We start from the raw sequence: 23,040 nt of genomic DNA, 5'->3' as shown, positions 1-23,040 counted from the left end.
TTAGTTAGAAACTAATATTTACACCCAACGAGTAAGTCCGCTGGATCGGGTAATTAAACCCATCATCCCCGAGTTCCACGTCCCACACCTTAAAATTAGATATCAGGAAAGGGTTGTTCGTGCGCAAATAGAACTTCACGTTTTGCATTTTCAATTTATCCAGCACTTTCCGGGGCATATTGTAAGCCAATTCGATAGATGTACAACGCAAGAAACTACACTCCCGCATAAAATAGGTACTCCGACGTTCCTCCTTATTTGCCCCCCAGTTTTCATACGGGTTATGCGCGATAATCGACTGCGTGGACAAACGCGGCCAGAAAGGACGTTCGCTCACGTTGTCCTCCGTCCAATGGTCGTCCGCAATTGCCTTCAACATAGCCTTATCATTGACAAAAGGACTGATTTTATCCGGATTGATAAAGAACGAGCGTTTGCCCGACCCCTGGAACGCGAAACTAAATTCCCAGTTTTTATAATTGAAAAATCCACTAAATCCATAGATCACGCGGGGAGTCGTGGGGTAACCGATATAAACGGCATCGTTAACATCAATTTGCCCATCGTTGTTAATATCGCGGTAGCGGATATCACCGGGCATCACCTCGCCCTCCTGCCGGGGTGCGCTCTTGATTTCTGCCTCGTCATAAAACAGCCCATCGGCGATGTAACCGATTTGCTGGGAGATCTCCTTACCTTTCTTGCGTTGCCAATCGGGTTTATCGGTAGCTTCCTCGATCTTCTGGTAAATCGCCTTGCTGTACGTGTACGTGCCGTTCAAGATCATCCAGCAATCCGGGGAGAAAGCATGCTGGATTTTACCGGACAAATCGATTCCTCGTGAACGGGCACGCCCCACGTTGGAAAGCTGCAAAGCAGCCAGACCTGTTGTTAACGGCACATTGTAACGATAATCAAGGATATTATGCCTGATTTCCTGATAAATATCCGCATTCAATTCTACCAACCCATCAAAAAATTTTGTTTCTATACCCAAGTTCATCTGCTCGGCAATTTCCCATTTGATTTTTGTATTCGGATAAGACTGCACCACGTATTTTTCCATCTGAGTTTCTCCCTTGCGGGGATCCGTCACCCTCCCGCTACCTATCACTGGAAGATGAGCGAAACGCGGATTGGAAACGACACCATCATTCCCCACCTGTCCCCAGGAGAAGCGAAATTTCAGGAAAGATAGCCAACCGGAAGTATTATCCGCGAGGAACCGTTCCTTGGAAGCAATCCACGCTCCCCCGACAGCCGGGAAAAATCCCCACTGGTGATTCTTGGCAAAACGTTCGGATCCGTTATACCCGAAACTGGCTTCGACGAAATATTTATCCTTAAACCCATAAGAGCCGCGCATGGAAAGCCCCATATTACGATTCGGGATTCCATCCAACACGGAAGCGGTTTCCGATATGGTCGTTTCCTGCATATTGAACACGGCGGTCAAGCTGGTTTGATGTTCACCCCAAGCTGCCGTATGCAAACCGCGCACCTCGTACATCAGTTGAGTTTTCTGCTCTCGAGAACTATTTCTATCATCCTTGCTTAACGTCCTTTCCGCTTCATCTTCGTTAAGAAAAGTCAGTTCATGTTCGTTAAGCTCAAAATCATAATTTTTCAACCCATACATAAAAGGTTTCGTGCTGTAAGCGTTATTATAATATCCTATTTTATTCAAAGAAACGCTCGCCCGCAATTCCAAACCTTTCACTAAAGAGGAGAGGTTGTGAATATACTCGGCACGCGTTGTTGCTGAATAACGGTTTCTCTCTTTATATCCCTTGTGAAGAAGCATATAAGGATTAATTGTTTCTCGGGTTACCCCTCCAAAACGAAGATGCGGCCAACTTGTATTCTCGTCACCCGGGTAAGTAGGAGCAAAATCCACCGGGGAAGCGTTAAATGCCAGATAATAAGCTTCGGTCACGTCTTGAAACGGTCCATGATATTTATCCAAGTTTGCCGAAGCGTTGATTAACAAACGAATTCCGGCAGCCAGATCAATATTCAAGTTTGTACGGAAAGAAAATGTATTACTCTTGATATTCGTGTCAAACTGGTTCAATCGGTCTGTTTTCAACATACCCTCATCCCGGTTGTAATTAACAGAAGCAAAATATTGCACAAGACGGGAACCTCCCCGGATGTTCAACCCCATGTGATGGTTAATCGAATGGTCGTGGAACATTAGCTTGTACCAATCGTTCGCGGGATACACGAAAGAAGGATACCTCGGGTCGCCCGTGCGCTGGATACGTTCCACGCTATATTGCGGCACGGACAAAGGGTTACGTGTCAATAATGCCTGATTATACATCTTCATATAAGTGACAGGATCCACCACTTCGATCTTTCGTGTCGCTTCCGACAGGATAGCCTCGTAGCGCAGGGATGTATAAACACTCCCTTCTTCTCCTTTTTTCGTGGTCACCAAGATCACCCCGTTAGCACCCCGAGCCCCGTACATCGCTGTTGCAGAAGCGTCTTTCAACACGCTGAAACTCTCGATATCCTCCGTCGAAAGACGGGACAAATCCACTTTGGAAGATTCCACTCCATCGATCAAAATCAAAGGATCGATATTCGCATTCGTCTGGAAAGAAGTGATTCCCCGGATATAGAATTTCGTGTTCAACTCTTCCTCGGTCATCGCTCCCGGGATACCTCCCGTCTGCCAAGCAATCATTCCGGGTATTTTCCCCGCAAATTGAGTTGTCAAGTCACTACTTGACGATTTTAGCGCTTTCACATCAACCGTCGTAATTGCCGACACCACGCTCTCCTTTTTCTGTTCCCCGAAAGCCACAACAGTCACCTCTTCCAAGTTTTCCTCCGTGGGATTCAAACGAATGTTTAATTTTTCCTTTCCTTTAATGTCAACGGTTTCTGCCTTGTAACCGATAAACGAAACCCGCAACACATCGTCCGGTTTAGCCGCTATCGTGTACCTTCCATCCGCATCAGAAGCAACCCCCTGCGTCGTTCCCACAATTACGATTGTCGCCCCAGGAATCGGATTTCCCTTCTCGTCCACGATGCGACCGCTGACTTTAATTAAATTACTTTCTTGTTTCGGTCCAACAAGAATTTTACCATTCGCCTGTTGTGAAGCAATTAATCCTGTTCCTTCCAAACAAGCCTTTACCGCCTCGAGCACGGCGATGTTTTCCCGTTTTAAAGTGATCTTTTTCGTTTCTTTCATGACCACTTCTTCCCGAAAAGTCACTAAATTACCACCCAATCGATTAATCTCATGCAACGCCCGCAACACGCTGAAATCTTTAAAGTCAATTGAAATGGTTTTCTGGTTTGCCTGCTGCGCTAACAGCGAAACAGAACAAAGAAGTTGCACTGCCAAGAATAGTGAAAAAACACTAAACATCCTTCCGCACGTGCATAAAAGTCCCGAAAAGACTTTTGGTTTCGTCTTTTTTTTCATAGATTTGTGATATTAAATTTAACATTAGCCTTGTCTCTAAACAAGGTCTTCAAAGTGGAGCACCCGCGAAGTTGCTCCATTTTGTTTTTTAATTATAATTTATCCCTTACATAAACAACATTTCCCTCAATCTTAAATTCAGGTCCTCCAGTGAAGGTAAACGCATCCAGAATAGACTTCAGCGTTTCGTCCTTGCTAAAATAACCATTGAAAGTGTAATCCCTCTTTCCTTCGGCTTCATATATAAATTTCACGCCATACCAACGCTCGATCTGACGGGTTACGACTTCTATATTTTCTTTGTTAAACACGAACATTCCTTCTTTCCACGCGATAACGTTATCCAGATTCGCCTCCGACACGCTTAATTTTCCGGTTTGCTGATTCCAATCCACCTGCCTCCCGGGAGAAAGTATCACCTTGTCCGTGGTATCCGCCAATGACGCCACATCGACCTTTCCAGTGAAGAGCGTGGTAGTCACGTCGGACTCGTTCGTGTAAGCCTTGATATTAAAAGAAGTTCCCAACACTCGCGTGCGCACCCCGCTCGTTTGCACGATAAAAGGACGTACGGCATCCGGTGTCACCTCGAAGAAAGCTTCGCCTTCCAGCTTTACCACCCTCTCGTCCCTGCCGAAAAGAACCGGGAATTCCAATTCACTCTCGGAATTAAGCCAAACCCGGGTTCCGTCGCTCAGGACCAAAGAGTAGAAGCCCCCGGTTGTCGTGATGACCTTATTTATCTCCTGCTTATCGGGGACGAGCGAATCTGCCCGTTCCCGGTCGGAAGCGTAAACGAGCTTGTCCTCCCGTCCCATGACCACTGCCGTCCCTACACGCAAACTATCCTGTTCTATTTTAGTCATACCCACTTTTTCCCCGTCAGCTAAGACCAAAACCACTTTATCCTGTACCGTCGCCGAGGCAGGCAAGGTCTTGGCAATCTCCAGTTTTTTGGGGTACATTTCTACAGGGGCATCCTTCATGTACTTGAAAAGGAGCATACTCGCCAAGATTAAAACAGCCGCGGCGCTACCGCACCACAAGAAATAATGTTTTACCCGTTTTTGCCTGTTCCGCTTCGTCAACGAGCGTAATATATCGGACTGCAATTTCCCGTAATCCGTTTGACGATCGTATCCCGATTTTAAATCCAAATGTTCTTTCAGACTCTCGTCGGCAATAATCCTGTCATAAAGCGCCTGCCGCCCTTTACCCCCCTTTATCCAGACTTCAAACAATCGCTTCTCCTCCCCGGTAGCGATGCCGTATCTTACGCGTAAGATAATTCGTGCGATTTGATGACTCTGAAATTCTTTCATTATTTTATTATTTTTCCTAAAGACACCACTAATTACCGTTTGGTATTACACGAGAAGATAATTTTCTTGAAAATTTTCGTATTTCCTTGCCTCCCACACGAAAAAATAGGCTGCCAATATACTAATTGACAGCCTCTTGAATAAATTGAATTTCTTTTTTATAATTGCTCGATTTCTTCAGGAGAAAGACCTGTTGCCTGAACTATAACATCTAATGACAAACCTAATGATTTCATGTTATAAACAATTTGTCTTTTTTCTTCCATACGCCCCTCTAGGCGACCTTCCTCGCGACCCTCTTCCAAACCTTCTAAACGACCTTCCTCACGCCCCTCGAGACGCCCCTCTAAACGCCCCTCTGTCAATCCTTCTAACTTGGCAGTGCTTAACACATCATTCTGAATCATTATTGCATCCACATGACGATCATAAGCCGCACGCTCCGTTGCATCCATACTATAATAGATCAACTTCTGGCGAGCTTCCTGTAACCCTGGAGCCTGGGTATCCGGACGAATATGACCATTTTTAAGGTAATCTATCCACTCTTCAAGCGGGGTTACCGCTACCTTATCAAACTCGTTCACACGTATAAGGAAATACTCCGGGAAAATCTCTGCAGGAAGCCGTGGAACCAATGCATCTTTCTCTTTCATCGTCACCTGGAGAAAATCTCCCGTGTGAACTCCCACGAAAGAATTCTGCCCGTGATACAAGTAGTCGCTTCCTTTGCCAATATCAAAATAAAGAATACTAATCGAGTATATTTTTTTCACTTCCGAATAAATATGCCCCAACTCGATATGTTCCGTTATTGCCTTTGCCACCCCGTAAAGAATACGTTCAAGGAAATACAATTCTCTTGTAATCTGCACCTCGACAATAATAATCTCATCCTCGTCATTACGAGCTTTGATATCCACTCGGTTGAACTTATCATTCTCGTTCTGCTGGTTTCCTTCACTCTCCAGAATATCCAAGATATGAATATTCTTCCCTAGCAGCACTGTAAGCAAACCTTCCAGTACTCCAAAGTTAGCTTTATTCCGCAACAATCGCTTGATAGCCCAATCAAAACGGATGTATTTATCCTTGTAATTCATAGCATTGATCTATTCTATATCCACAAAGATACGAATTTTTTCTAAAAAATCATGGAGAAATACCTATATTTGCCATCAACTTATTCTTCCAATATTGTCGAATAAGTGAAAAGATTCAGGTATGCGTAATAACAAAAAGGGCACGGGCTATCATTTTGATCTGGGAAATTTTATCCGGGAGCACTTCGCATCTTTATGCGCAATCGCTTTTAAATTGACCGGTGATTCGGAAGTTGCAGAAGACATAGCCCAAGAGGTTATTATCAAATTTTGGGAGAACAGGAAGCAATATGAAAAAATGGAGTCTGTCGAAAATTACCTGTTCATCATGGCACGCAATGAATCCCTAAATTACCTCCGGGGAATTTCCCGCGAAAAAAAACGTTACGAGAAGGTAGAGTTTATCAACGAACGGGAAGATTCCTTGTGGGACACGATTATCGAGCAGGAAGCGAACTTATTGTTACTCGAAGCTATCGACACGTTGCCCCCGCAATGCAAACGCATCGTAGACCTTTCCCTCGCCGGAAACAGCACGAAAGAAATCGCAGCAGAACTGGGTATTGCCGTGAATACCGTCAAAGTATTGAAAAGCCGGGCGATTCATAAATTAAGGGAATATTTCTCCGAGAATGACGTGTGGATTGAGTTTTAAAATAAAATTCGCTAGAAAATTCTTTTATTGCTATTATTTTACTAGTTTAGCATATACAAATGTGAAGAGATTGACTAAAATGAACAAAATATCAAACAAACATAGTCATTACGAAAATTCTTTAGAAGCACAATTTGTTGAAGATATAAAACAAATCGTACAACAAGGCAGATACAAGACTTACACGGCTATTAATTCCGCAATGTTGGAAACTTATTGGAATATAGGCAAACGCATTGTGGAACAAGAACAAGAAGGCAAGGAACGAGCCAATTATGGAATTTATCTTTTGAAATTGTTATCCAAGGAACTCACTCATGAATTTGGTAAAGGATTCTCAAAAAGCTTGTTGTATTACTGTCGGCAGTTCTATATAGAGTTCTCTCCGGAGATTTTCCACACAGTGTGTGGAAAATTGACATGGTCTCATTGTAGACGATTAGTTAGCGTAACTGACATCAATGCTAGAAATTGGTATATGAAAGAAGCCATCAACTTATCTGCCTTCAGAAGAAGAACTAAGAATCGAAATTGAACGACAAAAAGAAATTTTCCAATTGCAGCAACAAGCAGAGGAAATTGAAAATATGGGAAAGGATTAGTCATCATCCCAACAAAGAATATCATAAGGAAAATAAACATGGAAAAGACAAATATACGGGCATACACGCAAAAAGAACTAGCGGAAATTCTGGTACAAAACGGGGAGAAGGCATTCCGGGCAAAGCAAATATGGCAATGGCTTTGGCAAAAAGGAGTTACCTGTTTCGACGACATGACGAATTTATCGAAGGAAACCCGGGAACGGCTAGCTTCACTTTTTATCTTACAAACAGGGACGATTACCCACAAACAAGAAAGCAGCGACGGAACGACCAAGCTAGGGTTTACCTTGCCGGACGGCAACCTGATTGAGGCAGTTCTGATTCCCAGCCGGGATAAGGCTACCGCTTGCGTGTCCTCACAAGTAGGATGTAAATTAAAATGTAGTTTCTGCGCCACGGGGGGATTAGGTTTTACCCGCAATCTCCTGCCTGAAGAAATATTCGACCAAGTGGTTGCCGTCAAGCGTCTGGCGGAAGAACGAGGCACCCCGCTTTCCAATATCGTATTCATGGGTATGGGAGAACCGCTATTGAATTACAACAACGTGATACAGGCTATCGAACGTATCACCGGGAATGACGGTTTGGGGATGTCGCCCTCACGCCTCACGTTATCCACTTCCGGCATCACGGAAGGCATCCGACGCCTTGCTGACGACGGAGTCCGATTCAATCTCGCCATCTCGCTACACTCCGCGATAAACGCTACCCGTGATAAACTGATGCCCATCAACAGGGCATACCCGTTACCGGAACTGGCAGAAGCGATCAAATATTTCGTCGGCAAAACGGGGATCCGCCCGACTTTTGAATATTTACTACTCAAAGGTGTAAATGATAGCCTTGACGACGCCAAAGTTTTGGCTTTATTCTGTCGGCAATTCCCCGTAAAAATCAACATTATCGAGTACAACGAGGTTGACAACGCCCCCTATCGCCACAGCCCCGACGCGAACAGGGATCAATTTGTCCGGTTCCTCGAGAGCAAAAATATCGTGGTTAACGTGCGACGCAGTAAAGGAAAAGATATTGACGCCGCCTGCGGACAATTGGCGAACAAAAACAAATAAGCAGTAAAACCTAAAGAATACTTTGTAAACTTTATGAACTTTATAAAGCTTATAAACTAACTTCAAGCCCTAGCTTCACGTATTACGAGCTACTAAACACCTTACTGTCAACTCGTACTATGAAAGCATTACTAGTAACGATATTGCTCGTCGGATGCAATATCATATCAGCAACAGCGCAATCCGACAGTGTAGTAAACAACCGGGCGACCGACTCTCTCGACTTGAAAAAGTACGCCGGCCTGTGGTATGAAATCGCACGTTTCGACCATCCTTTCGAGCGGGGATTGGTCGGGGTTACCACCAATTACGTCATCAAACCCAATGGCAACATCAAAGTCATCGGGTGTGGCTACCGGGATAGCCTCTCGGGTGAGAAAAAAGAGATTATCGGAAAAGTACACATCCCGGATACCACCCAACCCGGAATTTTAAGAGTCACTTTCTTCATGATCTTTAACACGGACTACCACATTCTGGAGGTCGAGAAAGATTATAGTGCCGCCTTGATCGGCAGTTCCGAACGCGACCACCTCTGGATCGTGAGCCGTACCCCGGCATTGCCGCCTAAAAAATTACAAGACCTTATACACCGGGCAAAAAGACGGGGCTACGACACGACAGCCTTGATTTTCGTCCCGCACGGGCAAAAACAAATTCAGAAAGAGTACACCAAACTCTGAGTTATTTTCCATATTTTTGAACCACTAAAGGTTCAGAAATATGGAATTATTCATGTACATCACCGGGGGATTACTCGTAATCCTCAACATCATATTACTCGTGCTACTCCTCCGAGCCCGGAAAACCACGGACTCCCGGGAAGCATTCACTTCCCTTGAACAAAGTATCTCCCGACAGGAGAAAGCCTTCCGGGAAGAATTTCGCTATAACCGGGATGCCGACGAGAAGCGCTCCCGGCAAGACAGGGAAGAACTTGCCGCATCGCTAAATAATTTCCGCACGGAACACCGGGAAGCCTTGAAAAATATCACGACACAAACCCACGCAGCCATTGAAGCCTTTCAAAAGAATTTCTCCGAAAGCATGGACGCTTCCAACCGCCTGCAACGAGAGAAACTCGGGGAACTGAGTACCCGCCAACAGGAACTCCTGCAAAACACGGAGAAACGCCTGGAAGAGATGAGGGCTACCGTCGACGAGAAACTGCAAAAGACGCTCCACGAACGTATCGGGCAATCATTCGAACTCGTGAGCAAGCAACTCGAAAACGTGCAAAAGGGATTAGGCGAGATGCAAACCCTCGCCCAGGACGTGGGAGGACTGAAACGAGTGCTCAGCAACGTAAAAATCCGAGGTACGATCGGGGAAGTACAACTCTCGATGCTCCTGGAACAACTCCTTGCCCCGGAACAATATGACACGAACGTCAAGACAAAAAGAGGTTCGGACAAACTGGTTGAGTTCGCCATCAAGCTACCAGGAAAAGACGAAGGCGAAAATTCCGTGTACCTCCCCATAGACGCCAAATTCCCGAAAGATATCTACGAGCAATTGCTGGAAGCCCACGAGAGCGGTGATCCAAAGCGCATCGAAATCGCCTCCCGCAATATCGAACAAACCATCCGGGGCATGGCGAAAGACATCCGGGACAAATACCTCGACCCACCCCACACCACGGATTTTGGCATCATGTTCCTTCCCTTTGAAAGCATTTACGGGGAAGTCATCCGCCGTTCCTCCCTGCTGGAACAATTGCAACAGGATTACCATGTCATCGTCACGGGACCGACCACCCTTGCCGCTATCCTCAACAGCCTGCAAATGGGATTCCGCACGCTTGCCATTCAAAAGCGAAGCAGCGAAGTATGGCGTATCCTGGGTGCCGTAAAAACCGAATTTGATAAATTCGGCGGGATGCTCGAAAAAGCCCAACAGAACCTCCAGAAAGCCAACAACCAACTCGAGGAAGTCATGGGCAAACGCACCCGTGCCATACAACGCCACCTCCGGTCGGTGGAAGCCTTGCCTCAAAATGAGTCCCAACTTCTGACCCCTGCCACGGAAGAGGACGAGGAAGCAATCACTCCTCCATCTCCACCGCAGGTATAACTTCACGGGGTATTGTATGTAAAAACTTTACCATAAACCCGGATTCTATGGTAAAGTTTTATTAGTTTTGTACGAAAGACAGAAAACAAAAGGATAAGATATAAACACCATGGAAACAAAGAAAAACAAAACCACCCTGCTCATCATGGCAGCGGGAATGGGTTCCCGGTTCGGTAGCCTGAAACAACTTGCACTGCTAGGTCCACACAAAAAAACATTATTACACTATTCCATCTACGATGCCGTGCACGCCGGATTCGACAAAATCGTGTTCATCATCCGCCGCAGTTTCGAGCGAGAATTCAAGGAAGCCGTGGGAAAATACGCGGAGAGCCTGGTGGAAACGGTGTACTGTTTCCAGGAAATGGATCGTTTGCCCGGCAATATGCCTCCCATCGAGCGGGAAAAACCGTGGGGGACGGCTCACGCCATCTGGTCGGCAAAAGACAGTATCAACGAGCCATTCATCGCCATCAATGCTGACGACTTCTACGGTCGGGACGCTTTCGTGAAAATGCATGATTTCGTGGCAAACAACCCGGACGAGAGATGTTTCAGCCTTGCCGGTTACCGCCTGGCAGCAACCCTGTCGGAAAACGGTACGGTATCCCGTGGAATATGCACCGTGGACAAGGACAATTTCCTGACCAGCATCACGGAGCGTACCAAAATCGGACGGGAAGGTTCCGCAATCAAGGACATGAACTCCGGCGTCACCCTCCACGAGGACGATGTGGTTTCCATGAACTTCTGGGGATTCACGCCCATGCTTTTCGGAGAAATCGAGAAACAGTTCGTCGATTTCTATCGAGCCAATAGCAACAACCCGAAAGCAGAGATATATATCCCGTTCGTGGTAGACGAGCTGATTAAACAACAAGCCGTGAAAGTAAAGGTATTGAACACCTCCGCCCAATGGTTCGGGGTTACCTACAAGGAAGACGCGGAGCTCGTGAACAATGCCCTGCAAAAATTCGACGGGGAGGGGCTGTACACGGACATGGGACAATAAAGACGGAAACAAAACGGGAAAACAACAAAAAAACAACGCCATGGAGAAACTAAAGAAGATCTACGACACATTCGTGGCCAGCGGTCAGTTCGTGTCTGCCACGCCTTACGGCTCCGGGCATATCAACGACACTTACCTGGTCAAGGTAGACGAAGACGTCGAGTACATCCTCCAAAAGATTAACGGCAATATCTTCAAGGATATACCGAAGCTGGTGCAAAACAAGGAACTAGTGTGCGGACACATCCGCAATCGCCTCATCCGCCAAAAGGTAAGCGATATCACCCGCAAATACATCACGTATTTCTACTCGGACAAGGGAAAAGCATACCACAAGGATTATGACGGCAATTACTGGACGCTCTCCTTGTTTATCAAGGGATCGAAAAGCTATGACGTAATACCCGACTCTCAGATTGCTTATCAGGTAGGTATCGGGTTCGGTGAATTCGAGAACCGTATTTCAGACTTTGACGCCAGATTGCTGACTGAAACAATTCCTTTGTTCCATAACGTACCCCGGCGTCAACGGGAATTAAAGGAAGCCCTGGCAAAAGCCAACCCGGAAAGAATCGAGGCAGGCAAGGAACTTTTGGAGTACTTGAAGAAATTCGACAAGGAAATGCTCGAACTGCAGCAATTAAAGGATGACGGAGTTCTCCCGCTTCGGGTGACTCATAACGACACGAAAGCAAACAACTTGTTGTTCGACCATAACGATCATCCCTTGTGCGTGATCGACCTGGACACCGTGATGCCGGGCATCGTGCATTACGATTTCGGGGATGCCATCCGTTCCGCGTGCAACACGGCAGGAGAAGAAACCCGTAACCTGAACGAGGTATCGTTCAACATAGCATACTTCGAGGCATTCACTGCCGGCTTCATGGAAAAAGCGAAACATCTCTTTACCTTGAAAGAGAAAAGGACGCTGGCACGAGGCTGTACCTTGATGACCTACCTGCAAGCGGTACGATTCCTCACGGATTATCTTGACGGCGACCACTATTACCCGGTCACCTACCCGGAGCACAACTTGCAACGGGCAAAAGTACAAGTCCACCTATTGCAAGACATGGAAAAACAATTTGACAAGATGAATCAATTCATCCTAGAACAATAAAAAAGGGGAGTTTTGAAGACTCCCCTTTTTAATTGCTATCTATTTCTTTTTATTCTTGCAACACTCGTCTTTATTCCCGGTTTTGGAACAGCAACTATCCCCGCATTTCCCTTCGCACTTGTGATCCTTTTTGTCCCCCTCACATTGGCTGCAATCACTTTTACATTCTTCTTTCACCCCTTCCCCGCAGCACTTCTTTTGCCCCTTGTCACATTTAATCATCTTCCCGTTCTTGTCGCACATTCCCAAAACCTTCACGTCATGCTTCTCGATAGCTGCTTTCAATTCCGGTAAAGAATTTTTATCCATACGGTAAGTAATCAACACCGTGGAATCCTTCATGTTCAATTTATAATCCTTAATCCCCTTCTCGAAAGGCATATTTTTGTCCAACTTCGCTTTGCAAGAGGGACAATGGATACCCAACTTCATAATAACCGTCGTGTCTTTCTTTGCTTGCGCATTCACGGTTAAACCCATCATAACGAACACTACCAGCGTAAATAAAATCTTCATTGTTTTCATATCTTCAATTATTAATTTATTCTAAACTTTAAATTTCAAACTCTACCTATCCCTTCCTATCCAACGCAAAACGCAAACCGATATAGAATTTACGTCCGTGAAGGGGTCCCCATACTTTAGACGAATCAAACGTGTTGCTCCAAGGATCGTGAGCATTCACGATCGGATTCTTTTGCGTGAAATCCCCTATATTTTCACATCCCGCGTAAACACTCCACAAACGGAAATATTTCGTCACCTGTGCATTCATGATTTGGAAAGAATCGAAGCGAGGTGCAATCTTGTACTCCCGCGCAATACCTCCCTGCTCGGGCAAACGACCGGAACCGTTGAACTGCGTGGTGAAATCGAATTGCCATTTCTTCAGGTTCGTGAAATACGACAGGTTCACCATCCCCTTGTAACGGCTAGTAAACGGAGTACGTTTCAACTCCCCATTTATCGTCGTTTTCACGTCGTTATAGCGGTATGCCACCGTAGCTTCCAAACGAGGGATTAACTCGTACTTCACCTCTGCCTGGTAGCAATTGGAATACGACTTCCCTTCCAGGTTATAGAAATTCACCCGATCGAATGCCGTCTCGTTATCCACCACAACCTGATCGTTAAACTTTGTGTGATAATAATCGAGATTAATATTCAACGTACGCCCGAACAAAGTGAACTTCCGGTTCACGTTCGCCCCGAAATTCCATGAATCTTCCATCTTCAACTCGTCCAGCAAATCAGGATGAGCAGCCAGTAACTTGCCTTCCACGTAAAAATTAGCGGCGGAAGCCAACAAATAACTATTCTCCGCAAGAATATTCGCCGTGCGCAATCCCCGCCCGAAAGTGGCTTTTATATTCGTGAACTCATCCGGTTTATACATGATATGAGCCCGGGGAGTCCAGATACTACCGAAAATATTGTGGTAGTCATAACGCAAGCCTGCCATCACGATAAACCGTTGATCCAGGAACTCTCCCGTGTACTGGAAAAATGCACCCGGAACACGTTCTTCACGTTTGAAACTGACATCCACGCCCGTGAGCCCGTCATCCCCGACCAACTGATCCCGGAAGTCCTCGTCATACTTATCGTAATTGAAACTAATACCCGCCGAGTACATCTGTCCCGGATTATTCCCGAATATGGACTGGTATATATAGTTCGCAAAGAAACTCTTCTGTCCGGCATTATATATTTTCCGCCCGTAATAGGAGTCCTGCGTGTGGTCCGTGTAATTCAACAGCAAAGCCATACTGGTGTTCTCGTATTGTGGCATCAAATAACCCACCTTCAAGAAACCCTCGTAACGACGTGTATCAATACCGATCTTGTAAAGCCCGTAAGCCGGATCGGGTGTCGCGTGTCCCCCGTGAGCAGTCTGTCCCCCGGTACGTTCCTCGTCAATAAATTTACCACCGAATTGCAAGTACCAGGAATCATCCTTGTACGCCCAGCGGTTCATCACATTGTACTGTGTTTTCTCGGGCATATCCAGAAAGCCGTCTTTGTTCCCGTCGTGCGGTTCTTCCATCCAGTCGCCGTGCAAGAGAAACATCGTGCTCCACTTGTCATTGAACCGGATACTGAAATTCGAGTTAAACTCGTACATCCCCTCGCTACTGGTAAACACGTTTGCCGACAGCAACTCCTCATCCCGGGGCTTCTTATAGTCCACGCTGATCTGCCCTGCCATCGACTCGTAACCATTGATGACCGAACCGGTACCTTTCGACACGGAAATCGCCGACATCCACGGACCGGGAATATAAGTCAACCCGTACAACGAAGACAGCCCCCTGAAATTAGGCATATTCTCCGTCATCATCTGCACATACTTTCCCGTCAACCCGAGCAACTGTATCTGCTTAGCCCCAGTCACCGCATCCGCATAAGAAACATCCACGGAAGCATTGGTTTCAAAACTCTCGCCCAAGTTACAACAAGCAGCCTTACACAATTCCTCTCCCGTGATTAATTGCTCAATCAACGGTCGATTCGTAGACATCACCGTACTTTGTTTCCGGGCTTCCACGTTTACCTCCTCCAACTGCGCCCCAGACTTCAACGTACAGGTAACATACTTATCCGTCGGCTTCACCAGAATGGTATCTGCTCGATAACCGATAAAACTGACTACCAGCTTCCCCACCTTCTCCCACTTCAGTTTAAACTCTCCATTTTCGTCTGTTACCGCACCTTTGGTCGTCCCCACCCAATACACGTTCGCCCCGGCAAGCGGTTCCTCGCCGTCGGCGGTTTCTTCCAGCACCCGACCTTTAATCGTTTGTGCCTGCAACCCGATGGAGGCAAACAAACAGATCACAATAAAAAGATTTCTCATACAATTACTTTCGCTCTATTTAAATTTCTATTCACTCGTCACACACTCCGGTCAAGCAAACACGCATGACCCGCCGAAAAGAACCCGCAGGGATACCTTTTCATCAAACAGAAATTAAATCAACAACGAAATGTACACAGCACCTCCAAGGGTGGAGAATTATCCGTGCACGAAGAGAAAAGATAAAAAGATTTGACAATAGATTCGATATCACCGGCAAAAACAGGAGTTACATCCACCGCCAGTACCATATCGTTAAACTGTATCTCTGAATAAGACGCCGCCCAGTCCCCGTAAACTTTATAATAGGTATGCTGCTGCTTCGCGTTATCACAATTTTTCTTGTGCATATGGTGACACGCCTGACAACAAGAACACCCGTGCATACAAGGGCACAAGACGTCAGCAGGAATAAACATCACGTGCGAGTAAGTTTCCTGGCAACGATGGCAGTAAACCTTACTTACATTCACCCCTATGGTCCCGAACAGGAACGTGAACAATAACAAAAGGGCAGGAATATTTATTTTTCGCTGTTTCATCATTTGCAAAAATAAAACTTTATTTGAATTCGAACACTCTAAAACAGCACATTAACAATTAATTAACGGTTTTTTTATTCAAATTCTTCCTCTATTGATGTAAAAAATCGAAAAAAAGTATTACTTTCGAATCTAATATTTAGATGTAGATTATTTATATCATTCCAACAAACTATGAGAAAAATACTATTACTTGGACTATTTGTAGTTCTTATCGTTGCTTGTGGTAAAGACACCAATGTCGAGATTACCGGATCCATCAAAGATGCGGGCAAGACGAAAGTATATCTGGAACAAATCGACGTGAGTTCCCGGAAAGTTATTGACTCAACAAAAATTAACAAGAATGGAGAATTCTCATTCGGGATTAATGTTGATCTGCCGACTTTTTATACACTTAAATTCGCGAACAACGAGCAGGTTACCATCATCGCCAGCCCGGACGAAAAGATCGAAGTGAGTGGAACGTACAACGATATAAAAAATAATTACTGGGTAGACGGGTCAGAAAATTCATTATGGATCAAGTTATTAAATTTCCAACTCGACCGCACGCTCACGTTAACCGATTCTCTAAGAAAGTCCTACCAGGCTCTCCCGCAAGAACCCGCTTACGACAAGCAACGGGAAGAATATGCCAAGGCATGGGAAGAAGCCATCAACAAACAGATCAACTTCACCCGGGACTTTATCATCAAACACGCCACCTCTCCGGCATCATATTACGCCCTGTATCAGAAGATCGACGGGAATATCGGCATCATGGACGAGATCGAGGATTTGCATTACTACAAAGTAGTTGCATCTTCACTCACCGCCCTTTACCCGGAATCGCAATACACGAAAGCGATCATGAACCACCTGAAAAAAATATCACAAGCGATCCAAAACCAGCACCTGGTTAACATGATTAACAACACGGAAGGATCACTACCGGACATCAAGCTTCCGAACGTGGAAGGCAAAGAGGTATCGTTGCTTTCTCTGAAAAACAAACTGGTCGTGTTAGACTTCGGGTTAATCACCGCAAAGGAAAGCCAGGTATACATCAAAGAGATGAAAGCCATCTATGACAAGTTCAAAAAACAAGGCGTGGAAATCTATATGGTCTGCCTGGACAAGAACCGGCTATTGTGGGAAGAAGTGATAAAACAAAACAAGATCGACTGGATTTGCGTATGGGATGAAGGAGGTTTGCAGAGCAGGGCTGCCGCAACCTGGAACGTGAAAGACATTCCCGCAAACTTCATCATCAACCAAAAGAAAGAGATTGTCGGCAAAAACTTGTATGGCGATCGTTTGGAAGATCGATTGAACACTTTATTGAAGAAATAATAAAATAGAACGGACATATCATCATGCAGGGCAAGAACGTTTATTTCCTCTCTGACGCACATTTAGGGGCTAAACTATTAAAGAACAACCGGGAAAGGGAGTTGATGCTTGTAGACTTTCTGCAAAAGATCAAACCCGACTGCTCGGAACTCTACCTGCTCGGTGATATGTTCGATTTTTGGTTTGAATACAAGCATGTGGTACCCAAAGGACACGTGCGTTTTTTGGCAGAACTCGCCAACTTTACCGACCACGGGATAAAAGTGCATTTTTTCACCGGCAACCATGACATTTGGGCTTTCGATTACCTAGAAAAAGAATGTGGGGTAATTCTGCACACGAAGATGTATGAAACCGGTATAAACGGAAAATCCTTTCTCATCGGGCACGGCGACGGGCTTAACCCCAAAGACAAAGGCTACCTTTTCCTAAGCAGAGTATTCCACAACCGTTTTCTACAAAAATGCTTCCGGTTCATCCATCCCGATTGGGGAATTGCGCTGGCAAACAGATGGTCTTCCCATTCCCGGCTGAAAGGCAACGGGAAGATCGAAGCCTCCGAATACCTCGGGGATGACAGGGAAGAAATCGTACTGTATTGCAAAAAGGTATTACAAGAACGGCATTTTGACTATTTCATCTTCGGGCACCGGCATCTCCCGATCGACCTCCAACTAGAAGTATCCAGCCATTATATCAACACGGGGGACTGGATCACGCATTTCACCTACGCCAAATTCGACGGCAACAAAGTATCGCTGGAAAAACTCGAGGATAAAAAATAACCTTCTTCCTTTGTTTTCGTCTAAAAAAATCTTAACTTAACTGCCTGTATGTAAAACCAAGATCGGTAGTTATGTTAGTCAAAATATTCGGGGGTGCCGTACACGGTATCAATGCTATTACCATCACGATAGAAGTAAATATTCTATGGGGAGCCAAATTTGTTATCGTCGGATTACCCGACAATGCAGTGAAAGAAAGCCAACAGCGCATAGACTCCGCACTCCGGGAAATCGGGCTGAAGATTCCGGGCAAAAGAGTTATCATCAACATGGCTCCCGCAGACGTGAAGAAAGAAGGTTCGGCTTACGATCTGCCAATAGGCATCGGAATCCTTGCGGCAAACGAACAACTTCCCAACGCCGACTTGGAACGCTATGTCATCATGGGAGAACTATCCCTCGACGGTAGCCTGCAAGCCGTGAAAGGCGTACTGCCAATAGCCATTCATGCCAAAAAAGAAGGATTCAAGGGAATTATCCTTCCCTGCCAAAATGCCAATGAAGCAGCTGTCGTCCAAGATTTCGAGGTATACGGCTTTCGGCATATCAGCGAAGTCATCGCATTTCTGAAAAAAGAGAAAACCTTCTCTCCCACAAAGTTCGACCGAACAGTCATGGAACAACAACCCGACAACGAACTGCTGGATTTCAAGGATGTCAAGGGACAGGAGAACGTGAAAAGAGCCATGGAAATCGCTGCCGCCGGCGGACACAACATGATTATGATCGGCTCGCCCGGCTCGGGGAAAACCATGCTTGCCCGAAGGCTCCCGACCATCCTGCCTCCGATGACAATCGAAGAAGCACTCGAAACAACCAAGATTCATTCCGTGGCAGGAAAGATACAGAACAACAATTCGTTAATCACTACCCGTCCATTCCGTTCTCCCCACCACACCATCTCCAACGTGGCACTCGTCGGCGGGGGGTCCTCTCCTCAACCCGGGGAGATCTCCCTGGCGCATAACGGAATTTTATTCATGGACGAACTGCCTGAATTTCAGAGGTCTGTCCTCGAAGTCCTCCGTCAGCCGCTGGAAGATCGGATGATCTCTATCAGTCGTTCCAAATTCAGCGTGGAATACCCGGCAAACATCATGCTAATCGCTTCCATGAATCCCTGCCCCTGCGGTTATTACACCCATCCGACCAAAGAATGTAACTGTCCGCCGGGAGCGGTACAAAAATACCTTTCCAGAATATCGGGTCCCCTACTCGACCGTATTGACATCCATATCGAAGTCGTTCCCGTCGAACTCGACAAGATAACCAGTACCGCAGAAAGTGAACCCAGTGCTGCCATTCGCTCCCGGGTAATCGCCGCCCGGGAAATTCAGACTGCACGCTTCCGCCACCATCAAGGCATCTACTGCAACGCCCAAATGACCTCGCCTCTGTTGAAAAAATACTGTTCTTTAGATGATAAATGCACAGCCCTGTTAAAAATTGCCATGCAACGCTTCGGTTTATCGGCAAGGGCTTACGACCGTATTATAAAATTATCCCGCACCATAGCTGACCTCGACCACAGCAAAGAAATCAAACCCGAATACATCGCAGAAGCCATTCAATACCGCAGCCTCGACCGGGAAGAATGGGGAGGATAAAGTAATTCAGTGATTTAATGATTGATGATTAGGTGATTATAGAATCACGGAATCATACAATCGTCAATCACGGAATCATTCATTTACACTCTACTCAAAATATCTTCCAGTCCCTGGAAGTGGTTCTTGTAGTCCTCCGCACTTCTACGGATGACCTCGTAGGCTTCTTCCTTATTATACACGTGGGTAATTTCCGTACGGCGTTCTTCGCCGGGAAGATCCTTGTAAGTCAGGAAATAGTGCCTTAAGCGATCGATCACCACGTGAGGTAACTCGGATATATCGTTGTAGATACTGTACGTTGCATCGTGCTTCAACACGGCGATAATCTTATCGTCCGCCTCATTCTTGTCCAGCATACGGAATCCCCCGATCGGACGCACCTCCGCAATAATATCCCCGTGGGATATCGTTTTTTCCGTCAACACACAAATATCCAGCGGGTCACCATCCCCATGAATATCCGCCCGTTGGGTCTGCTCCATACAATAATCTGCCACTAGATCCCCGCAATACGTCTGCGGTAAAAAACCGTACAATGCCGGAACCACGTTTGAATACTTCTGCGGACGGTCGATCTTGATATAGCCGCTCACCTTATCCAATTCATACTTCACCGTGTCCGTCGGCACCATCTCGATAAATGCGGTCACAACAGCAGGAGCATCCTCGCCGATATCTATCCCATGCCACGGGTGTGACTTGTACCTCAACCCCATCAACCGCGCAATAGGGTCATTAATTTTGTTTCCCATAACTATTTCGTTTTAAAACCATGTTATTATACACCTCAATAATATCTACTCTGCAAACAAATGCAGCTCGATTTGTTCTATCAAAATATGAATCACTTTAATATGAATCTCCTGTATCCGGTCGGAATACCCGTTCCATGGGACACAAATATTCACATCGCACAAGTTCTTCATCTGTCCCCCGTCTTTTCCCGTCAGACCGATCACTACCATTCCCCGCTCATGTGCGGCATTCACGGCATTCACCACGTTAGCAGAATTGCCGGACGTGCTGATCGCCAGCAAAACATCCCCGGCTTTCCCGTGTGCCTCCACGTAACGGGAGAACACGTGGTCGAAACCGAAATCATTCGCCACACAAGTCAGATGAGTGGGGTCAGAAATAGCCACAGCAGGCAATGCCGGGCGGTCTCCCCTGAAACGTCCGGTAAGTTCTTCCGCGAAATGCATGGCGTCACTCATGGAACCACCATTCCCGCAGCTAATCACTTTACCTCCGCTTTTCAGAACCCGGGATAATATCTCGGCTGCCAACCCAACCTGTTTCAACTTCTCGTCATCTGCTACAAAATCTGCCAACACCTGCTGCGCCTCTAAAAAACTTTTCTTGATACTATCCATTTTCTTAGGGTATTACGTTTATCTTATTTTTTCCATTCGACGATTCTTCCCCTCTCTTTCTTTAACATTCCCGGGGGAACAACCTGTTTAATATCCTCGCAAAGCAGGTTTATCAGCTTCTGCTTCGTGAAATAACGGGAATAGATCACGCTGACCTCCCGCAGCGGCTTATAGGTCGTGAACGAACGGACTTGCTTTTTCTTTTCTTCCGTCATGTACAACAATGCCAGCTCCGGGATCAAGGTAAAACCACCTTCCCGGTCTACGATCTTCATCAAAGTTTCCAGCGAATTGCTCTCGAAATCAAAAGGCAGATTCTTGTGTTGCGTATCATGCATCTCGCACAGGTTCACCACCTGGTCGCGGAAACAATGCCCGTCCCCCAGCATCCATATTTCGGGAGTTGCAATATCTTGTATTTCTACGTCCTTTTTCCTCAAAAGTTCATGACCGGGGTGAGCGTATATCATCATCTCCTCGTAAAAAATCGGACGCTCCACGATCTTCTCGTCATGGAAAGGAGTTACAAAAATCCCCGCATCCAACATGTCCCGCTTCAACCGCTGAATGATCTCTTCCGACACCAACTCCTCCACCTCCACCTTCACAGCGGGATAACGACGGATATAATCCCCTATAAAAATAGGCAACAAATAGGGTGCTAACGTGGGAATAATTCCGATCTTCAAAGAACCCGCGACCTCTAGCTTCTCCTCGTTTATAATTTCCTTCATCCTTTGTGTTGAAGCCAACACCGTCCGAGCCTGAGCGATCAGTTTAGCCCCGATATCCGTGGGCACTACCGGTTGCCGGCTCCTATCGAAAATGATTACACCGAGATCGTCTTCAAGTTTTTTGATTTGCATACTTAATGTCGGCTGTGTCACGAAACACTTGTCTGCGGCAGTAGCGAAATGCCTGTACTCGTCAACGGCTACGATATATTCCAGTTGTGTCAGTGTAATCATAAATTTGCATTAATCAAAAAAATCCTTCATCTTGGAAAAAATACTTTTCTTGTCATTATTTCCGGGCTTGAACCCCTCCGTGTCCTTCATCTTCTCCACCAGCTTCTTCGCGTCTTTTGACAAGTTCTTAGGTATCCATACATTTACTTTTGCCAGCAAATCGCCTTTCCCGTACCCGTTCACGTCCGGCAATCCTTTTCCGCGCAAACGCAATATCTTGCCCGGCTGAGTCCCCGGCTCAATCTTCACTTTCACCTTGCCCTCGATCGTCGGTATCTCTACCGTATCGCCCAGCACCGCTTCCGGATAACCGATAAACACGTTATAGAGCAAGTCATTGCCGTCCCTCACCAAGTCTGGGTGTTCCTCTTCCTCCACCAGCACGATCAAATCACCGTTCACGCCACCCCGCCGGGCAGCGTTACCTTTACCGCTCAACGACAATTGCATCCCTTCCGCTACCCCGGCAGGAATATTGATCGTGATGACTTCCTCTGCCATCAGCACGCCTTCTCCGTTACAAAAAGTACACTTCTCGTTGATAATCTTCCCTTCGCCCTCGCAAGTCGGGCAAGTCGATGTCGTCTGCATAGCTCCCAGTATCGTGTTCTGCACACGGGTCACCTGTCCCGAACCGTGACAGGTCGAACACGTGGAGAAAGACTTCCCGTCCTTCGCACCCGTGCCGTTACAATGTTGGCAAGCCACGTATTTTTTTACTTTGATCTTCTTCTCAACCCCGGCTGCGACCTCTTGCAAGTCCAACTTTACCTTCACTCGCAAATTAGTACCCCGGTTCACCCGGCGGGCTGTACGTCCCCCTCCGCCGAAGCCACTAAAACCTCCGAAGCCGCCAAAGATATCTCCAAAGTGAGAGAAGATATCATCCATGCTCATACCTCCGCCGAAACCGCCTTGCCCCGCTCCGCCCATTCCGGCGTGCCCAAACTGGTCGTAACGGCGTCTTTTATCGTCATTGCTCAACACGTCATACGCCTCGGCTGCTTCTTTGAATTTCTCCTCCGCCTCTTTATCGCCCGGGTTCTTGTCCGGGTGATACTTCAATGCCAATTTACGGTACGCTTTCTTTATTTCAGTAGCATCGGCATTTTTAGACACGCCCAACACTTCATAATAATCTCTCTTTTCCATTACCACG

The 23,040-nt window shown here is 46.3% G+C and carries 20 protein-coding genes; 10 read left to right on the top strand and 10 right to left on the bottom strand.

Annotation, left to right across the window (positions count from 1 at the left end):
- Positions 1 to 4: 4 nt before the first annotated feature.
- The 3 genes from BN8899_RS10205 to BN8899_RS10195 form a co-directional block, all read right to left on the bottom strand.
- Positions 5 to 3,448 (bottom strand): SusC/RagA family TonB-linked outer membrane protein, encoded by a 3,444-nt coding sequence (locus BN8899_RS10205; protein ID WP_065219299.1) that lies wholly within the window; start codon positions 3,446 to 3,448, stop codon positions 5 to 7.
- A gap of 92 nt (positions 3,449 to 3,540) precedes the next feature.
- Entirely contained in the window at positions 3,541 to 4,770 is a 1,230-nt protein-coding gene (locus BN8899_RS10200; protein ID WP_065219298.1) for a FecR family protein, read from the bottom strand.
- A gap of 158 nt (positions 4,771 to 4,928) precedes the next feature.
- Entirely contained in the window at positions 4,929 to 5,873 is a 945-nt protein-coding gene (locus BN8899_RS10195) for an Rpn family recombination-promoting nuclease/putative transposase (protein ID WP_065219297.1), read from the bottom strand.
- 121 nt (positions 5,874 to 5,994) lie between these two features.
- On the opposite strand from BN8899_RS10195, the gene BN8899_RS10190 reads away from it, so the two are divergent.
- The 7 genes from BN8899_RS10190 (at position 5,995) to BN8899_RS10160 (ending at position 12,411) form a co-directional block, all read left to right on the top strand.
- Positions 5,995 to 6,528: an RNA polymerase sigma-70 factor gene (locus BN8899_RS10190; RefSeq protein WP_018337634.1), complete on the top strand. Its 534-nt coding sequence runs from the start codon at positions 5,995 to 5,997 to the stop codon at positions 6,526 to 6,528.
- 79 nt (positions 6,529 to 6,607) lie between these two features.
- Positions 6,608 to 7,063 carry a DUF1016 N-terminal domain-containing protein gene (locus BN8899_RS10185; RefSeq protein WP_082986987.1) on the top strand — a complete coding sequence of 152 codons (456 nt, stop codon included), beginning with the start codon at positions 6,608 to 6,610 and terminating at the stop codon, positions 7,061 to 7,063.
- Positions 7,064 to 7,168: 105 nt separating this feature from the next.
- A complete protein-coding gene (gene rlmN, locus BN8899_RS10180) occupies positions 7,169 to 8,203 on the top strand; it encodes a dual-specificity RNA methyltransferase RlmN (protein ID WP_065219296.1) in 1,035 nt (344 codons plus the stop codon).
- Between the two features lie 119 nt (positions 8,204 to 8,322).
- Positions 8,323 to 8,886: a lipocalin family protein gene (locus tag BN8899_RS10175; RefSeq protein ID WP_065219295.1), complete on the top strand. Its 564-nt coding sequence runs from the start codon at positions 8,323 to 8,325 to the stop codon at positions 8,884 to 8,886.
- A gap of 40 nt (positions 8,887 to 8,926) precedes the next feature.
- Positions 8,927 to 10,276, top strand: a complete 1,350-nt coding sequence (gene rmuC / locus BN8899_RS10170) for a DNA recombination protein RmuC (protein WP_082986986.1) — start codon at positions 8,927 to 8,929, stop codon at positions 10,274 to 10,276.
- A 109-nt stretch (positions 10,277 to 10,385) separates the two neighbouring features.
- Entirely contained in the window at positions 10,386 to 11,288 is a 903-nt protein-coding gene (locus BN8899_RS10165; protein ID WP_065219294.1) for a sugar phosphate nucleotidyltransferase, read from the top strand.
- A gap of 40 nt (positions 11,289 to 11,328) precedes the next feature.
- Complete coding sequence (locus BN8899_RS10160) at positions 11,329 to 12,411, top strand: phosphotransferase enzyme family protein (RefSeq protein ID WP_065219293.1); 1,083 nt, start codon at positions 11,329 to 11,331, stop codon at positions 12,409 to 12,411.
- 39 nt (positions 12,412 to 12,450) lie between these two features.
- Here BN8899_RS10160 and BN8899_RS10155 read toward each other — a convergent pair whose 3' ends face one another.
- The 3 genes from BN8899_RS10155 to BN8899_RS10145 all read right to left on the bottom strand — a co-directional run bounded on the left by BN8899_RS10155 (position 12,451) and on the right by BN8899_RS10145 (position 15,813).
- Complete coding sequence (locus BN8899_RS10155; RefSeq protein ID WP_051082714.1) at positions 12,451 to 12,936, bottom strand: heavy-metal-associated domain-containing protein; 486 nt, start codon at positions 12,934 to 12,936, stop codon at positions 12,451 to 12,453.
- A 46-nt stretch (positions 12,937 to 12,982) separates the two neighbouring features.
- Positions 12,983 to 15,268 carry a TonB-dependent receptor gene (locus BN8899_RS10150; protein ID WP_065219292.1) on the bottom strand — a complete coding sequence of 762 codons (2,286 nt, stop codon included), beginning with the start codon at positions 15,266 to 15,268 and terminating at the stop codon, positions 12,983 to 12,985.
- A gap of 119 nt (positions 15,269 to 15,387) precedes the next feature.
- Entirely contained in the window at positions 15,388 to 15,813 is a 426-nt protein-coding gene (locus tag BN8899_RS10145) for a hypothetical protein (RefSeq protein WP_018337643.1), read from the bottom strand.
- A 171-nt stretch (positions 15,814 to 15,984) separates the two neighbouring features.
- Here BN8899_RS10145 and BN8899_RS10140 point away from each other — a divergent pair, with 171 nt between their 5' ends.
- The 3 genes from BN8899_RS10140 (at position 15,985) to BN8899_RS10130 (ending at position 19,537) form a co-directional block, all read left to right on the top strand.
- Positions 15,985 to 17,145: a TlpA disulfide reductase family protein gene (locus BN8899_RS10140; RefSeq protein ID WP_018337644.1), complete on the top strand. Its 1,161-nt coding sequence runs from the start codon at positions 15,985 to 15,987 to the stop codon at positions 17,143 to 17,145.
- 23 nt (positions 17,146 to 17,168) lie between these two features.
- Positions 17,169 to 17,930: a UDP-2,3-diacylglucosamine diphosphatase gene (locus tag BN8899_RS10135; RefSeq protein WP_018337645.1), complete on the top strand. Its 762-nt coding sequence runs from the start codon at positions 17,169 to 17,171 to the stop codon at positions 17,928 to 17,930.
- Positions 17,931 to 18,001: 71 nt separating this feature from the next.
- Entirely contained in the window at positions 18,002 to 19,537 is a 1,536-nt protein-coding gene (locus BN8899_RS10130; protein ID WP_065219291.1) for a YifB family Mg chelatase-like AAA ATPase, read from the top strand.
- Positions 19,538 to 19,620: 83 nt separating this feature from the next.
- Here BN8899_RS10130 and BN8899_RS10125 read toward each other — a convergent pair whose 3' ends face one another.
- From BN8899_RS10125 to dnaJ, 4 genes are read right to left on the bottom strand one after another with little or no spacing between them, the layout of a single operon-like run.
- Positions 19,621 to 20,292 carry an inorganic pyrophosphatase gene (locus BN8899_RS10125; RefSeq protein ID WP_018337647.1) on the bottom strand — a complete coding sequence of 224 codons (672 nt, stop codon included), beginning with the start codon at positions 20,290 to 20,292 and terminating at the stop codon, positions 19,621 to 19,623.
- A gap of 45 nt (positions 20,293 to 20,337) precedes the next feature.
- Positions 20,338 to 20,913, bottom strand: a complete 576-nt coding sequence (gene lpcA / locus BN8899_RS10120) for a D-sedoheptulose 7-phosphate isomerase (RefSeq protein ID WP_018337648.1) — start codon at positions 20,911 to 20,913, stop codon at positions 20,338 to 20,340.
- A 23-nt stretch (positions 20,914 to 20,936) separates the two neighbouring features.
- Positions 20,937 to 21,881: a LysR substrate-binding domain-containing protein gene (locus BN8899_RS10115; protein WP_065219290.1), complete on the bottom strand. Its 945-nt coding sequence runs from the start codon at positions 21,879 to 21,881 to the stop codon at positions 20,937 to 20,939.
- A gap of 9 nt (positions 21,882 to 21,890) precedes the next feature.
- The gene (gene dnaJ, locus BN8899_RS10110; RefSeq protein ID WP_065219289.1) at positions 21,891 to 23,033 is read right to left on the bottom strand and encodes a molecular chaperone DnaJ; all 1,143 of its coding nucleotides are present in this window, start codon (positions 23,031 to 23,033) and stop codon (positions 21,891 to 21,893) included.
- Positions 23,034 to 23,040: the final 7 nt, after the last annotated feature.

It is taken from the genome of Butyricimonas sp. Marseille-P2440 (assembly GCF_900091675.1).
Taxonomy (GTDB): Bacteria; Bacteroidota; Bacteroidia; order Bacteroidales; family Marinifilaceae; genus Butyricimonas; species Butyricimonas synergistica.
The sequence above is the reverse complement of the archived record's forward strand: the minus strand, read 5'-3'. Positions and strand labels throughout refer to the sequence as shown.